At 59.4% G+C, this 14,561-nt stretch carries 14 protein-coding genes; 2 read left to right on the top strand and 12 right to left on the bottom strand.

Features of this window, described 5'->3' with window-relative positions:
- Positions 1 to 54 precede the first annotated feature (54 nt).
- The gene (locus ABIE13_RS24400; protein ID WP_354448377.1) at positions 55 to 747 is read right to left on the bottom strand and encodes a hypothetical protein; all 693 of its coding nucleotides are present in this window, start codon (positions 745 to 747) and stop codon (positions 55 to 57) included.
- 123 nt (positions 748 to 870) lie between these two features.
- On the bottom strand, positions 871 to 1,746 hold the full coding sequence (gene ypfJ / locus ABIE13_RS24395) for a KPN_02809 family neutral zinc metallopeptidase (protein WP_354448376.1): 876 nt from the start codon (positions 1,744 to 1,746) through the stop codon (positions 871 to 873).
- 45 nt (positions 1,747 to 1,791) lie between these two features.
- Between ypfJ and pcp the strand changes: the two genes are divergently transcribed.
- Positions 1,792 to 2,475 (top strand): pyroglutamyl-peptidase I, encoded by a 684-nt coding sequence (gene pcp, locus ABIE13_RS24390; RefSeq protein ID WP_354448374.1) that lies wholly within the window; start codon positions 1,792 to 1,794, stop codon positions 2,473 to 2,475.
- A 279-nt stretch (positions 2,476 to 2,754) separates the two neighbouring features.
- On the opposite strand, the gene dcd is transcribed toward pcp, so the two are convergent.
- Positions 2,755 to 3,330 (bottom strand): dCTP deaminase, encoded by a 576-nt coding sequence (dcd, locus tag ABIE13_RS24385; RefSeq protein ID WP_354448372.1) that lies wholly within the window; start codon positions 3,328 to 3,330, stop codon positions 2,755 to 2,757.
- Between the two features lie 263 nt (positions 3,331 to 3,593).
- Between dcd and ABIE13_RS24380 the strand changes: the two genes are divergently transcribed.
- Positions 3,594 to 4,181 carry an IPTL-CTERM sorting domain-containing protein gene (locus tag ABIE13_RS24380; RefSeq protein ID WP_354448370.1) on the top strand — a complete coding sequence of 196 codons (588 nt, stop codon included), beginning with the start codon at positions 3,594 to 3,596 and terminating at the stop codon, positions 4,179 to 4,181.
- Between the two features lie 41 nt (positions 4,182 to 4,222).
- On the opposite strand, the gene ABIE13_RS24375 is transcribed toward ABIE13_RS24380, so the two are convergent.
- From ABIE13_RS24375 to ABIE13_RS24335, 9 genes are all read right to left on the bottom strand, one after another.
- Positions 4,223 to 5,119 carry a DUF6999 family protein gene (locus ABIE13_RS24375; protein ID WP_354448369.1) on the bottom strand — a complete coding sequence of 299 codons (897 nt, stop codon included), beginning with the start codon at positions 5,117 to 5,119 and terminating at the stop codon, positions 4,223 to 4,225.
- A 22-nt stretch (positions 5,120 to 5,141) separates the two neighbouring features.
- A complete protein-coding gene (locus ABIE13_RS24370; RefSeq protein ID WP_354448368.1) occupies positions 5,142 to 7,028 on the bottom strand; it encodes an iron-containing redox enzyme family protein in 1,887 nt (628 codons plus the stop codon).
- 20 nt (positions 7,029 to 7,048) lie between these two features.
- A complete protein-coding gene (locus ABIE13_RS24365; protein WP_354448367.1) occupies positions 7,049 to 8,056 on the bottom strand; it encodes a fatty acid desaturase in 1,008 nt (335 codons plus the stop codon).
- Complete coding sequence (locus tag ABIE13_RS24360; RefSeq protein ID WP_354448366.1) at positions 8,040 to 8,789, bottom strand: sterol desaturase family protein; 750 nt, start codon at positions 8,787 to 8,789, stop codon at positions 8,040 to 8,042. Before ABIE13_RS24360 ends, ABIE13_RS24365 begins: the two co-directional genes overlap by 17 nt.
- Before the next feature lie 191 nt (positions 8,790 to 8,980).
- The gene (locus tag ABIE13_RS24355) at positions 8,981 to 10,150 is read right to left on the bottom strand and encodes a BMP family ABC transporter substrate-binding protein (protein ID WP_354448364.1); all 1,170 of its coding nucleotides are present in this window, start codon (positions 10,148 to 10,150) and stop codon (positions 8,981 to 8,983) included.
- Positions 10,151 to 10,329: 179 nt separating this feature from the next.
- Positions 10,330 to 11,250 (bottom strand): ABC transporter permease, encoded by a 921-nt coding sequence (locus ABIE13_RS24350; protein ID WP_354448362.1) that lies wholly within the window; start codon positions 11,248 to 11,250, stop codon positions 10,330 to 10,332.
- Positions 11,250 to 12,311 carry an ABC transporter permease gene (locus ABIE13_RS24345; RefSeq protein WP_354448360.1) on the bottom strand — a complete coding sequence of 354 codons (1,062 nt, stop codon included), beginning with the start codon at positions 12,309 to 12,311 and terminating at the stop codon, positions 11,250 to 11,252. Before ABIE13_RS24345 ends, ABIE13_RS24350 begins: the two co-directional genes overlap by 1 nt.
- Complete coding sequence (locus tag ABIE13_RS24340; protein WP_354448358.1) at positions 12,298 to 13,860, bottom strand: ABC transporter ATP-binding protein; 1,563 nt, start codon at positions 13,858 to 13,860, stop codon at positions 12,298 to 12,300. Before ABIE13_RS24340 ends, ABIE13_RS24345 begins: the two co-directional genes overlap by 14 nt.
- 8 nt (positions 13,861 to 13,868) lie before the next feature.
- Complete coding sequence (locus ABIE13_RS24335; RefSeq protein WP_354448356.1) at positions 13,869 to 14,543, bottom strand: hypothetical protein; 675 nt, start codon at positions 14,541 to 14,543, stop codon at positions 13,869 to 13,871.
- Positions 14,544 to 14,561: the final 18 nt, after the last annotated feature.

Raw genomic sequence — 14,561 nt, 5'->3', positions numbered from 1 at the left:
ATGACCGCACCCAGGCGAATGCGGGTCTGGCAATCGGTAGAAGAAAAAGGCGCATTACAGCTGGAAATTACCATCGCCCAGCTTTTCCCACGAACCACAATTGAGAATTTGGCTGTTGTCGGTTTCATGCATTTGAACGATGTCCGCTGCAGTCAGGGCTTGGGTTTGCGCCGTGAGGCATATCGCGTTGGCAGGCGTGGTCATGAAGGTCAACTGATAGCTGTTGAACACCTGGCCTGTCTGTAGATTGATATTCTCGTTCTGGTAGCGACGCAGGGTGTAACCGCTATAAGTCTCCACACCTTGCGGTGTCAGGCGGGCCTGCGTGATCAATGCGCTCTCGGGTTGATAGAAGCTGCGGGTTCCGCTGCAATTGGATCCCGAATAGAGAAACTTGTTGCCTGTCGTGTTGATGGCATTGTTCGCGCCGCGCGTGAACAACATGTAGCCTCTAGATTGTGTATCTGTGCCACCGACATCAGTGTCGCCACAAGCGAACGGTGCCCAGCGGCCCAACGCGGCCCCGACCTCGCTACCTTGGTTTTCCCCAGAGTCTGAGCCGCCCCCGCCGCAGGCGCTGAGAAAGGCAAGACTTGCACTCGCCATCAGCACGAGTTTGAATGTCGAAAGGGCGGAAAAACGGTGAATCGAGCGGCGGTTACGGGCAGTCATTGGGCTCCAGTCGGTTTGTGCAGCAAAGGTGGCGATAGCACCCGGAGCAGCGAGCTTATCGCGGGTAATCTGCATTACCGGCTCGATAACGTCTGGAGTGGTGACAAAGGGTGTCGGGCCAGGCCGGTATGGCCCCGACACCAACGCCGCTGCCGCCGCCGCCTGAAGCGGTGCTGGCAAACGGCTTGCAGAGCGCGCTTAAAGGCTTTGAGTATTGAAAGTGTCGCAGGCCTGAACGCTGCCGGTTTTGAGTCCGGTGTTGAACCACCGCTGGCGTTGGGCACTGGATCCGTGTGTGAAGCTGTCGGGCCGTACGGTGCCGGACTGTTGCCGCTGCAGTGCGTCGTCGCCGATGCGCGCGGCGGCATTCATGGCCGATTCGATATCGCCTTGTTCCAGCCAGTTTTTGGCTTGCTGGGATTTATTGGCCCAAATGCCTGCAAAGCAATCTGCCTGAAGTTCCACTCTGACGCTAAGGGCGTTCTGCTGCGATTGGCTGACTCTGCCTCGCATGGCATCTACTTTCTGCGTAACGCCGAGAAGAGTTTGAACGTGGTGAGCGACTTCATGCGCGATCACGTAGGCCTGCGCAAACTCTCCAGGCGCACCAAGCTGACGGCTGAGCGTGTCGAAGAAATCCATGTCCAGGTAGACCTTTTGGTCGCCCGGGCAATAAAAAGGACCCATGGCCGACTGGCCGGTACCGCAAGCCGTGGGCGTGACCCCACGGAAGAGCACCAGCCTGGGTGCTTTGTATTGCGCGCCACCCTCACGGAAGATCTGGCCCCAGGCGTCTTCTGTAGACGCCAGCACGGTGGACACAAAGGCCGCACGAGTATCGCCGGCTGGCGGCTTTTGAGCCGGGCCCTGTTGCTGCTGCACCTGCGGTTGGCCGCCGCCAGTGATCACGCCTATGGTGGTCAGGGGATTGATACCAAATACCCCCCATGCGACCAAGGCGATCACGATGGTGCCGATACCGATCGAGCGCCCCCCAATTCCGAAGCCACCGCCGCCGCCGCCCGAGCGTCGGTCTTCCACGTTGTCCGACTGCCGATTGCCTTCCCATCTCATGGGTGAACTCCTCGCCTTAATGCGCTGGTGCGCTAAATTACTGTAATGGTATCCCCAACTACACCTGTTGTGCAGTTTCCCCGGGTCTTCGATCGGCCCGTATTGGTAACCGGGTTCGATTCCTTTGGTGGCAACACGGTCAACGCCAGCTGGCTCATCGCGCAGCAACTTCACGGCAGCCGCATCGCGGGTCACAGGTTGGTTGCAGCGCAATTGCCCACAGTATTCAGTCAGTCAGCGTCCACGCTGCACGCGCTCATGCGCGAGCATGATCCTGCACTGGTGATTTGTCTGGGTCTGTCCGAGCGCACGCGCTCCATTTGCATAGAGCGTATTGCCATCAACGTCGATGATGCCCGCATTGCCGACAACGCCGGCAGGCAACCCATCGATGAACCGGTAGTTTTAGGCGCTCCAGCTGCTTATTTCAGCCTTCTTCCCATCAAGGCCATGAGCGCGGCAATCAACGCCGAAGGCATTCCGGCGGAAATTTCTCAGACTGCAGGCACTTTCGTGTGCAACCACGTGTTTTTCAAGCTGATGCACCTTGTGGCCACCGACGGCCAATTCAAGGGTGTGCGAGGCGGCTTTATGCATGTGCCACCCGCGAGTGAAACTGATGGCCAAGGATTGCCCCTGGCTCAATTGGTGGATGGCGTGCGCATCGGCGTGCATACCGCCTTGACGGCGGTTGCGGACATTCGTGCGGAAGGCGGGAGTCTGAGTTGAGCCTAGGGCGTGTCATCAATTAAACCCCCCACGCGTTGCCAAGCCAGGGGGTGCCAGGCTAGGCGTGGCGAGCGCCGTGTACTACTGTACACAAGCGAGCCACAACAACGCATGGCGCCCCCTGGCTTGGCAACCCTTCGGGCTGGCTCGCCCTGCGGCGTCTACTTTGTCGGCAGCCTTGGCCGTAGATCACTACGGCCAAGGCTGCCTTCGCGTATCCATCCTCAGGGCGAGTCAGCGCGTGGGGGGGTTAATTGATGACACGCCCTAGCTGACCGCTCAGGTCTTGGGCAGGGTCACGCCCACCTGGCCCTGGTATTTTCCGCCCCGGTCTTTGTAGCTGGTCTCGCAGACGTCGTCAGGGTCGCTTTCGAAAAACAACACCTGTGCGCAACCCTCGCCCGCGTAGATCTTGGCAGGCAGCGGGGTGGTGTTGGAAAACTCCAGTGTGACGTAGCCTTCCCACTCTGGCTCAAACGGCGTGACGTTGACGATGATGCCGCAGCGAGCATAGGTGCTCTTGCCGAGGCAAATGGTCAGCACATTGCGTGGAATGCGGAAATATTCCACCGTGCGGGCCAGCGCGAAGCTGTTGGGCGGAATGATGCAGACCGGGGCGTTGATGTCTACAAAGCTTTTTTCGTCGAAATTCTTGGGGTCCACCACGGTCGAATGGATGTTGGTAAAGACCTTGAATTCCGGGGCGCAGCGAATGTCATAGCCGTAGCTCGATGTACCGTAGCTGACGATCTTCTCGCCAGTGGGTGATTGCCGCACTTGACCGGGCTCGAAGGGCTCGATCATGCCGTGTTGCTCTGCCATGCGGCGGATCCATTTGTCGCTCTTGATGCTCATTGCGCGAGTGTGTCTGATGTGCTGGAAGGGCAGGTATTGTAGGAAGGGCGAGTGCAAGAGCCGGGAAACGCATTTTGGCTGCACCCTCGGTACGAGCATTTGATCGCCCAATGCTTGTTGAGACCAATTATGGACTTAGACCGCCGGTAGCTCTTCCTGGGACAAGATGTAATATTTTACTTTTTAAATATAAGGTTACAATCTTGCGGTCCGACGAGTTGGAAAGTTCTCCGAACCCGTCAAGCTTCTTGGGGAGAGAGTACATGTCCGCAGTTAAAAATGTCCTGGCTTCAGTGGCGCTAGCGTGCGCTTTCGTGAGCGCGCAGGCTCAGGTGAACACCAACTTGACCTATAGCCTGGCGCTCACCGATGGTCAGATGACTGGTCGCTTCTATGATGGCCAGCCTTGTGATCTTGAAAGCGGTACTCCTGACAACCGATTCCGCACCATGCCCATCACGGTGACCACGGCGGGCGACTACGAGTTCGTGGATCAACGCGAATCGCCCACGATTCAGGACGGAACCTTGGGCATCTACTCTGGGGTCTTTAGTTCAACATCTCTCGCGACCAACTGCGTGGCAAGTGTGGATGACGGCGCCACCTTCACTTTGGCCGCCGGAACTTACACCTTGGTCATGACAAGCTATGGCGGCACCAACGGAGAGGGGGGAGATCTCCCAGGTAGCTTCCGCTACACGATCGACGGACCTGCAGCTGTTCGCTTGGGCGCGCAACCCGTGACTCCTCCACCTGTCACGGCAGTGCCTACGCTTTCCGAATGGACTTTGATGCTCCTGGCCCTCTCTGCTGCAGGATTGGGCGCTAGCCGCTTACGCCGCAAGTCCTGATTGGCGCGAACCCGGTTTATGAACGGGCTCTCAGTTGCCAGCTACAGCCCGCCTGCTTTCTGCTCTGCCTGCGCCGCTTTCATCTGCATGAGCAGGCAATGCAGCATCTCGGTGGAAAGCCCGTGTAGCACCAGGCGGTAGCCGGCACGCAGGGTGCTCATCGGCACCAGGGGGTGCTTGTTGTTGAGCAAGATGAGGTGCTCAGGGCTGTTCAGGATGGTGGCGCAGTAAATGCCTATGGTTTCATCCAACTGCAGCGAATTGGCGGCGCGCCAGAAATCGTTGTCGGTGAGAAAAAGCTGATAGACCGGCGTGAAGATCTCGATGGCCGATTGCAAGTCGATAGCGTTGAGCCGGCCCTTGGGCATGTCCGCCAGGTGCAGCTCGGGCTGCTCCAGCATGCTGAAATCCACCTGATCCAGCGGCACCGGGGCCAGCGTGCTGCCGTTGGCGCGCAGCGCGGTATTCAGGTTGATGATGAAGTTGTAGAGATTGAGGTCGTGCTTGAGAAAAAGCTCGTCCTTCAGGTCATCGATGTCCGTGGGGGCAAGCGGACTCAGCTGCACTTGGACTCCGGAGTTCGCGGCGATGAACGCGAGGATCTGCGAACCCAGGTGGAAGTGGCGCATGATCAACCAGTTGGCTTGCGGAGACAGCGTCAAGCGCATGCCGCGAGCCAGGATGCGGTGCAACATGCGCGAGGCCGACCAACTGCGTGGCAATGGGATCTTCAGCAGTTGGATCAGCACGATACAGGTGCGCGCCAATGGCCGGATGAGCGGCAGCAGATACTGGCGCGACCCCGAAGCCGCATCAGCCAGCCAGGCACGTTTGACGCCGTCTTCCAGTGGCGTGCTCTGATCCAGATAACTGGCCAACCAGGGGCTGGGGTCACGGGGGTCGTGCAAGATGTCCTTGGGGTCCAGGCTTTGGCTCACGATGATGTCGGTGTTGTTTCAGTCAAATGGATTCGAACTGCAAAGCGTAAAGCTGTGCCGTATGCCGTGCAGTTTGCACGATCTGTTCGGCTGCAGCAGGCTCGATCTCAAGAACCATCGTCACCGCCTGCAGCCAGCGAGTCAAATGGTGCTCGTCATTGGCGCCATGGTAGGCCAGGAAGCGGAAGGCGCTGGCAGGCAGGTCTACCTGCTCGCGCAATAGGGGCAGCAAGGCCGGCACGATGCGCTGGCCCGTCCCTTCAATGATGTAGATGGCGCCCAGCAAACCCAGTGGATTGGGCATGGCCGCCAGTCCATGCAGGTAAGCGTTCAAGGCTTCGCCACCCGGGTTGCGCTTGAGTTGGTCCAGGGGTAGTTGACCGCCTGCAGCCAGGTAGTCTTCGTACAGAATCTGAAAGTCGTTTTGCTCTTCTCCCGCGTGTTGTCCGATCAGCGCCGCCAGGGGGAGAAAGCGCATATCCAGAGACGCCGCACCTTCTCGCATCCACTTGCTGCCTTCGCGCACTTGCGGCACCCAGTTGGCAGTCCAGCGCTGGTAGGCGGCGGAATTGAAGCGCCCGTGAACAAGCTGCTGCATGACGGGGGCGCGCCAAACGCGGGAGCGATAGTCCTGCCAGACGCTGGCCAGCGACGTCAGCACAGGACGGAGCACGTCCCCTGCGCTGTCGGGAGCGTGGGGTGCGTCGAGGGTTTCGGGCCACAGCTGGGGTTGGGGGGCTTGGACGGCGGTCTTGGCAAGAGGCTGCTTGACCACGCCTTGTGCAGGCACGACTTCGAAGCACATGAAGGCCGCCGTGATGCGTCCGGACTCCGGAATGAAGCAGAGAACGGTATCTCCGACTTTGGGCGAGCGAGTGGCAAACCACTCCGCCAACATGACAAAGATAGACGCGGCGCCGGTATTTCCGCGAGTGGAGAGGTTGCTGTACCAGCGGTCCTTGGGGATCTGCAAGCCGGCTTTTTCAAGCAGGTCATCGATCACGGGCGCAAACTTGGCCGACGAATAGTGGCACAGGAAGTGGTCCACCTTGCCAGGAACAATCCAGCCCTCGTGTGCGAGCTTCACATACTCATGAATGCCGACGTCAAAAACGTGGGGCAGCAAGCGGATGTCTTGCCGCAACGACAGCGCGCCTGCTGCCTCGGCCTCGGCAGCCGTCGCAAAATCCAGAAAGGACCTGGAACGGTCATGCGTAAGGCCAAGCTGCATACACACTGGGTAATCGCCCGAAAAGCTTTTCTGGTGCGTCCATTTCAGTTGCAACGACAGATTGCTTTGGCCGACGGCAGCCGGCGTGCGGCCGAGCAAGCAGGCGCCCGCTCCGTCTGAAAGCATCCAACGCAGAAAGTGCGCGTCAAAGTCTATGTCATAGCCTGCTGGCCCGAAGCGCGAGTGCTTGAACATGCGTGAGGGCATGTCCACGCCCACAGCCAAGGCCTGAGCATGGCTACCCAGTTCCACGGCTTGGGCGGCAAACTCCAGGGCCGATACGCCAGCCACGCAGATGCCCTGGGAGGACAGCGTTTGCATGGGTGGCGCGCCGAGCTCACCTTGAATCATGTTGGCAAATCCAGGCATGAGTGCATCCCCACCAGAGGAGCCTACGGCAAGCAAGGAGACGGCGTCCAGTTCTGATCCCGCGCTGCGCAGGCAGTCGCGGATGGCTTGCGCAGCCAGATGCGCATGGCTTTCACGGGTATGACCACCGGGGTCAATCGCGTAGTGGCGGGTCTTGATACCGTTTTCGGCGAGGATGCGCTGCTTGATACGCTGCGATGCTCGGTTGAGTGGCGCGACATAGGCGTCCATCTCGTCATTGCTGATGGGGTTTCCTGGCAGATAGTGGCCAAGTCCAGTCACATAGGCGCTTTGATAGGCGGTGGGCAAGAAGGGTGCTCCTAGGAGGGTCAGGGCGATCGCGTATCCGCGCTGGTCTTTTCGGCCATCAGCGGGCGGCTGGCCAGGCGTGGCCAAGCCATGCCTAAGGTCAGCGTGATCAAGGTGTAGCGGGTCAGCGATCTTTCAATCAGGCTGGGGTGCAGTTGCGATGCGTAGTGCAGGTGGTAGTCAGGCAAGTCCTTCCAGTGCGCCTTGGGATGCAGGTGGTGCGCGGTGTGGTAGCCGATGTTGAAGAACAGACGGTTGACGCCGCCTGTGAAGTTGCGCGCGAACTGCAGCCGGGAGTGGCCGTCCGCGTGGGCGTGTTGAAGGTAGTTGGCGCCCAGCAGCCAGTGCAAGGCCAGTGCTTGGGGCAGCAGGACATAGAGGCACCACGCAACGGGGTTCAATGCGGCCAACAGGGCGTGAAAACCGGCCACCCACAGCCATTGCCGCAGGTAGTAGCGATGCACAGCAGGAGCGCGCACTCGAAGGCGTGCATGCCAATCGCGAATCAACGGCCAGAGAACATAAAGGGCCTGGGCAGGATGGAGCAAATAGCCTGCAAGGTGGTTCGTGTCGCCAAACCGGAAGCGGTAGGTCCGTGCGGCGTCCTTGGGGCCATGGTGGTGCCGGTGGTGATTGGCGTTGTGCGTGGCATGGAACACGTGGCAGGCATGGCCCGTGAACATGGACAGCAGGGTATCTGTGAGGCGGTTGAGGGCGCGACGGCGCCAGATGCGCAGATGCATGTGGTTATGTTCAATCACCACCAGCGCCAGGCTCAAGTAAATCAGCAAAGCGTATGCGAGACCTTGCCACCAGAGGTTCAACTGACCGCTGTATAAAAGCGCGAGCAAAGCTGGCCAGGCGAGCAGATAGGCCGTAGTGCGCACGTCGCTAGGGTGGCGAAGCGCAGAGAACCTTGCTGTTGCAGGGCGAGAGCCATCGTAAGCAGGTCCCTGAGGGCCTGACCTGGCAGCGGGCACAGCCCCTTGTGGGGGGCGATGAAGCAACAGTTCAGGGACGGGTTTCATTCCGCAGATCGGTGCCGAACCAGCGATCCATGAAGGGAAGCATGAAACCAAAATTGCCTTTGTAGCGCACGTGGTGCATATGGTGTCTGCGTGCACCATTGAGCCACCAGCGATCGCGCGCTGCCCCGGGCAAGAAATCGTAGTTGGAGTGTCCGATGTTGTTGAACAGGATGCTGATGACTGGCAGCATGGCCAAGGCAGGGAAACTGAAGTCGTGCACCAGCATCGGTGGCACGATCACGCTGCCCAGCAGCGCAGCCTCCACGGGGTGAAAGCTGAAAGTCGCCCAGGGCGTGGTGATGACGGAACGATGGTGATCCAGATGAAATCGCTTGAGCCGATCCGTGTGCAGCAGTCGGTGGCAGAGATAAAAGTGCACTTCGTTCCAGAGCGTCAGCACCAGAATTTCCACAGCGATTTGGGCGCCGCTGGGGTCTTCTGCCACCCGTGACCAACCCCATTTAAGCACCAGCCACGGGGCTACCAAGCCCGTACCAAAGATCAGGATGGACAGGGCCGATTGCCTCCATTCGCGCACTCTTTGACCGGCAGGCAGTGGACGAGGGTCCAGTACAGAACCATGGCGCAGCCTGGGCAGCACATGCTGGGTGAGTGCCAGGGTGAGAAGAGCCCCGCCCACATACAGCGCGCTGAAATACAGCAAACCAAATGCAATGACCTGGTAGAAGGCCAGGTTCACGAGATCGGCATTGGTCAGGTCTGAAAAAGGCACGGAGCTATCAAAGACGGGGATGAAGACGCTATTGTCATCGCAAGCATGCGGCTTGCAGGCGCCAGATACTCGGGTACCGTTTGGCGCCACTATCAGGGGCGGCGCTCGCTACCTTTGCGGGTGGCGTGCAAGAGCTTGCACGCCACCGGTTGCGCTGAGGGATGCGCTTGAGGATGGGCTTAAGAAAAGGCTTACTTTTGCTCGCCAGGCACCTTGCCTTCAACGCCTTTGACGTAGAACATGATGCCACGCAAGAATTTGTCGTCAGCCACCTGGTCTTTGGCCATCACTTCTTTGCCTGTGTTGTCCGTGATGGGGCCTTTCCAGATCTGGAAGCTGCCATCTTTCAAGCCGGCCTTGATTTCATCAAGTTTGGTCTTGATGTTGTCCGGCACATCGCTTGCCAGCGACACGAGATCCATGGCGCCATCTTTCACGCCATACCAGGTCTCGCCAGTGGTCCATTTCCCGTCCAGGACTTCAGACACGGTCTTGGTGTAGTAGGGCGTCCAGTTGATGATGGCTGAACCCAGGTGGGCTTTAGGGCCGTAGGCAGTCATGTCGCTGTCCCAACCGAAGGCGCGTTTGCCCATGGATTCTGCGGTTTTGAGCACGGCAGGAGAGTCGGTGTTCTGGAACAGGACGTCAGCACCACCATTGATGAGGGAGGTGGCCGCTTCTGTTTCCTTGGGCGGGTTGTTCCAGTCGTTGACCCAGACCACCTTGGTTTTGATTTTTGGGTTGGTGGATTGAGCGCCCAGCGTAAAGCTGTTGATGTTGCGCAGCACCTCGGGAATCGGTACCGAACCCACCACGCCCAGCGTGTTTGACTTGGTCATGGCACCCGCCACGACGCCAGCCAGGTACGCTCCCTCGTAGGTGCGGCTGTCGTAGGTGCGCATGTTCGGCGCTGTTTTGTAGCCCGTGGCGTGCTCGAACTTCACATCCGGATGGTCTTGCGCCACTTTCAAAGTGGGCTCCATGAAGCCGAAGCTGGTGGTGAAGACGAGTTTGGAGCCCTGGCTCACCAGATCACGCACCACGCGCTCTGCGTCAGGGCCTTCGTGCACGTTTTCAACGAAGGTGGTGCTGATGCGGTCACCGAATTCTTTTTCCAGCGCCTTGCGTGCGTTGTCATGCGCGAAGGTCCATCCGCCATCTCCCACAGGACCCACGTAGACAAAACCGACTTTCAAGGGCTCAGGCTTGGCCGGTGCCGGGGCACTGGCTGTCGCAGGCTCGGGGGCTGGCGCGGCCGCAGTGGGGGCTTCCTCTTTCTTGCCGCAGGCAGCCAGTGCAGCCGCGGCCATGGCCGAGAGAGCGACGGCTTTGAATAGCGAGCGTTTTTTTAGATCGGTCATGGATTCCTCGGGTGCTTTGGAGGGAGTGGATAAACGAGCATTTTAGAAGTGCGCTGCAAGCGCTCCAAAAATTCTTCAAAAGTGGCAAGCATTTGCCCTCGTGAATGAACACGAGGGCATAAGCAGATGGTTCAAAGGTACGAAAAAAGTACTGGACTTTTTGGTCCGTGGACTCGCGCTCACGCGCCAGGGTAGAACGGCTTGCCCAGAGATGCGGGCATGTTCAGGCGAATCCAGGTGGGGTTGCGAGAGATCAGTGCCAGCACCACGATCGTGGCGACATACGGCAACATGGTCAGGAACTGGCTGGCGATATGCACCCCTTGGCCTTGCAGGTGAAACTGCAGCATGGTGACGCCGCCGAACAAGTAGGCCCCCAGCAGCACACGGCCGGGCCGCCAGGTGGCGAAGGTGGTCAATGCAAGCGCAATCCACCCTTTACCAGCGACCATGCCTTCCACCCAGAGGGGGGTGTAGATGACCGATAGATAGGCGCCCGCGAGGCCACACAGTGCCCCGCCAAATACGACTGCCGCCAGCCGGATGCGCCGTACCGGGTAACCCAGCGCGTGCGCGGAGGCGGGCGATTCGCCTACTGAACGCAGAACCAGGCCGGCTCGCGTACGGTAGAGAAACCAGACCATTCCAATGGCCAGGAGCACGGCGCCATAAACCAGCGGGTGCTGCCGGAACAGGGCGGGCCCTACAAAAGGCAAGTCTGCCAGGAAAGGAATGGAAAAGCGCGGGCGCTCAGGCAGCTTGGCTTGCACGTAGCCGATACCCACGAAGGCGGAAAATCCTACCCCGAACAGGCTCAGCGCCAGTCCTGTGGCGTACTGATTGGTATTGAGCCAGATCACCAGCACGCCCAAAATGGCAGCCAGCAGTGCGCCAGCGCCCATGCCTGCCAGGAACCCCAGCCAATCATTGCCCGTGTGCACTACAGCGGCAAAACCGGCAATCGCGGCGCAAAGCATCATGCCTTCTGCGCCCAGATTGACGATGCCGGCTTTTTCGTTGATCAACAGGCCCAGGGAGGCTATGGCCAGCACAGTCCCTGCATTCAGGGAAGCGGCGATGAGAAGGGCGTAGCTTTCCATCAGGCGGACCTCCCGGCACGGATACGGTAATTGACCATCGTGTCACAAGCCAGCAGCATAAAGAGCAGCAAGCCCTGAAAGACGCCAGAAATTGATTTTGGCAAACCTAAACGCGATTGCGCCAACTCGCCACCTATATAGAACATGCTGAGCAAAATAGCCGACAGGACCATGCCCAGTGGGTGCAGTCGTCCAACGAAGGCGACGATGATGGCCGCAAAGCCATACCCTGCCGGGATATGTGGTGTGAGTTGACCGACGGGCCCAGCCACCTCAAGCGCTCCTGCCAGGCCGGCTGTGCCGCCTGAAATCAGCAAAGCCACCCACAGGGCCTTGCGCGAAGAAAAACCCGCATAGCGTGCGGCCGCCGGGGCGAGACCTCCCACCTGCTGAGCGAAGCCGCTTCGAGTACGAAACAGGTAAAGCCATAACAGCGCGGCACCGACCAGTGCGATCAAAAGCCCGATGCTGGCGCGCGAGCCTGCCATCAAGCGGGGTACGAGCGTGGCGCTGTCAAAGGTACGCGTCTGTGGGAAGTTGTAGCCCGCAGGGTCTTTCCATGGCCCATACACCAGAAATCCCAGCAACTGTATGGCCACGTACACCAACATCAGGCTGACGAGAATTTCTCCTGCGTTGAACTTGTCGCGCAGGAAAGCCGTGATGGCCGCCCACGCCATGCCGCCCAGGGTGCCGGCCAGCAAAACGACCACAAAGATCCAACGTCCTGAATCTTTGTCTGCCAAAAGGGCGGTGCCTCCTGCTGCAATGGCGCCCACGATGAATTGACCCTCGGCGCCAATGTTCCAAATGTTGGAGCGAAAGCAGACGGCAAGGCCGAGGGCGATCAATAACAAGGGGGTCGCCTTGAGGCTCAGCTCGCCCAAGGCATAGGCGGATTTGATCGGTTCCCAAAAGAAAACCTGCAGGCCTTTCACCGGGTCTTTGCCCAATGCCACGAAGAGCAGAACACCGAGCAGTACCGTGAGGGCGAGCGCGAGCAGTGGCGAGCCGTAGGTCCACCACTTTGAAGGGGTCGGGCGCGGTTCAAGCCGTAGCATGACTGCCCTCCTGCTGCATCTTGCTCACGCCGGGAGGCACCTCTTCGTGCCAGAGTCCGCTCATCCATTGGCCGATCTTTTCCACGGTGGCGTCCCGCCTCGCGATGGCGGGCGAGAGCTGTCCTTTTGCAATCACGTGCAGGCGATCGCAGATTTCAAAGAGTTCTTCCAGCTCCTCGCTGACAACCAGCACGGCGCATCCGGCATCCCGCAACGCGAGCAATTCGCTGCGGATCTGAGATGCGGCGCCCACATCGACCCCCCAGGTGGGCTGGGCCACGATAAGCAAGCGGGGTTTGGCGTCTATCTCGCGCCCCATGATGAATTTCTGGAGATTGCCGCCTGAGAGTGAGCGAGCGGGGGCTTGCGGCCCCGCCGCCTTGACCCTGAATCTCTCAATGATTGCAGCGGCCTGACGCGTGAGTTCCCTGGTTTTCAACCAGCCGAACTTGCCCACCGATTCCTGGCGTGTCAGCAGCAGGTTTTGCGCCAAGGGCAGCTCCGGTACGGCACCGCGGCCCAGTCTTTCTTCGGGCACAAAGTGCAGGCCACAGGCGCGTCGCTTGCCTGGTGACATCTTCCCCGCAGCCTGGCCGCACAGGGAAATAGCAGGAGCGGGCGCCCGCTGATCTTCTCCTGAAAGCGCAAACATCAATTCGCGCTGCCCGTTGCCTGACACGCCGGCAATGCCTACGATCTCCCCAGCCCGAACATCCAGGGACATATTGACCAAATCCACGCCAAAGGGTGATTCGCGCTTGAGATTCAGTCCTTGCACTTGCAGAACGACTTCGCCCGGCGTTCTCTCATGGTGTTCCAGGGCAGGAGGCTCGGCACCAATCATCATGCGGCTGAGGGACGCGTTGCTTTCCTGCCGCGGATCGCACAGGCCAGTTACCCTGCCTCCGCGGATGACCGTGCAGGCCGAGCAGAGAGCGCGGATCTCGTGAAGCTTGTGGCTGATGTAGAGAATGCTGCAGCCCTCAGCAGCCAGCTGTCGCAAAGTGACAAAGAGCTTGTCGACCGCCTGCGGGGTCAGCACGGAGGTGGGTTCATCCAGAATCAGCAGGCGTGGGCGTGCCAGCAATGCGCGGATGATCTCCACCCGTTGCATCTCACCCACGCCGAGCGTGTGCACAGGTCGCTGTGGATCGATCTCCAATCCGTAGGTGCTCGCCACTTCGGTGATGCGGCGCGCTACATCGGGCAAGGTCAGGCTTTTGTCCAACCCCAGCCAGACGTTTTCAGCCACGCTCATGGTCTCGAACAGGCTGAAGTGCTGGAACACCATGGAAATGCCGAGGGCACGCGCTTCCTGAGGGTTTTGAATGTGCACCACAGAGCCGTCGAACATGACTTCGCCCGCATCAGGCTTGACCGAGCCGTAGATGATCTTCATCAGGGTGCTTTTGCCGGCGCCGTTTTCTCCCAGAACGGCATGAATTTCGCCCGGTCGCACGGCAAGCGAAATGTCGTCGTTGGCCACTACGCCAGGGTAGTGTTTGGTTATGCCGGAGAGCTGCAGTCGAAAAGGCGCGTCGGAATTCATGTTCAGAATCAATGTTCGTGATCTTGGCTGGCAGTGTCTTTCCAACTCCTGATCGCCTGGGCAATGGTGGCCCGCTCGAACTCGGGATGCCAGCGGTAGCGCAGCACATGTTCAATCACGAAAAAACCCAGCAGCGATGCCGGGGAGACGGCGAGTGTAAAGAATCCCCATGCCTTCAACCCTGCCAGCGCATAGATCGTCACCGAAAGAAGGGCCATCACAAGGAAATACACTGCCCACGCGCGCGTGAGCTTGCGGGTATAGATCTCCATGGTGGGCGTCAGTGGATGCACACGCCTAGCCACTCCGGTGATGAGCGGTTGCGAACGGAGCGAGACCGCAAACCAGAGGCAAAGTGTCACATAGACCGTGAAGTACTCCGCGACGTAGAACAGTTCTGCCCGATCGGCATTATGTTGATAGATGAAGTAGATGCTGGTTGGCAGGATGGCAGTCAGCGCTGCACCCAAAAGCCGATGCTGACGCCAAGCCCAGGCACAGGCAAAAAAGACGCAAGGGGCGAGAAAACTCAGTATGGCCAGCGGGGAACGCGGTTGAAACCACAACACGCCTATGCACCATAGACCATAGACGATACCCAGCGCGGTCCCGAATCCGAGCGCAGACGCGCGCTTGGCGCGAGCCTTTGGTGCAGAGGCGGGTATTTCGGAGCTCAGGGACATTTGTCGATGATACTGGTG

This window comes from Ottowia thiooxydans, assembly GCF_040548795.1.
GTDB lineage: Bacteria > Pseudomonadota > Gammaproteobacteria > Burkholderiales > Burkholderiaceae_C > Ottowia > Ottowia thiooxydans_A.
This window is presented reverse-complemented; position numbering and strand designations above follow the sequence as displayed.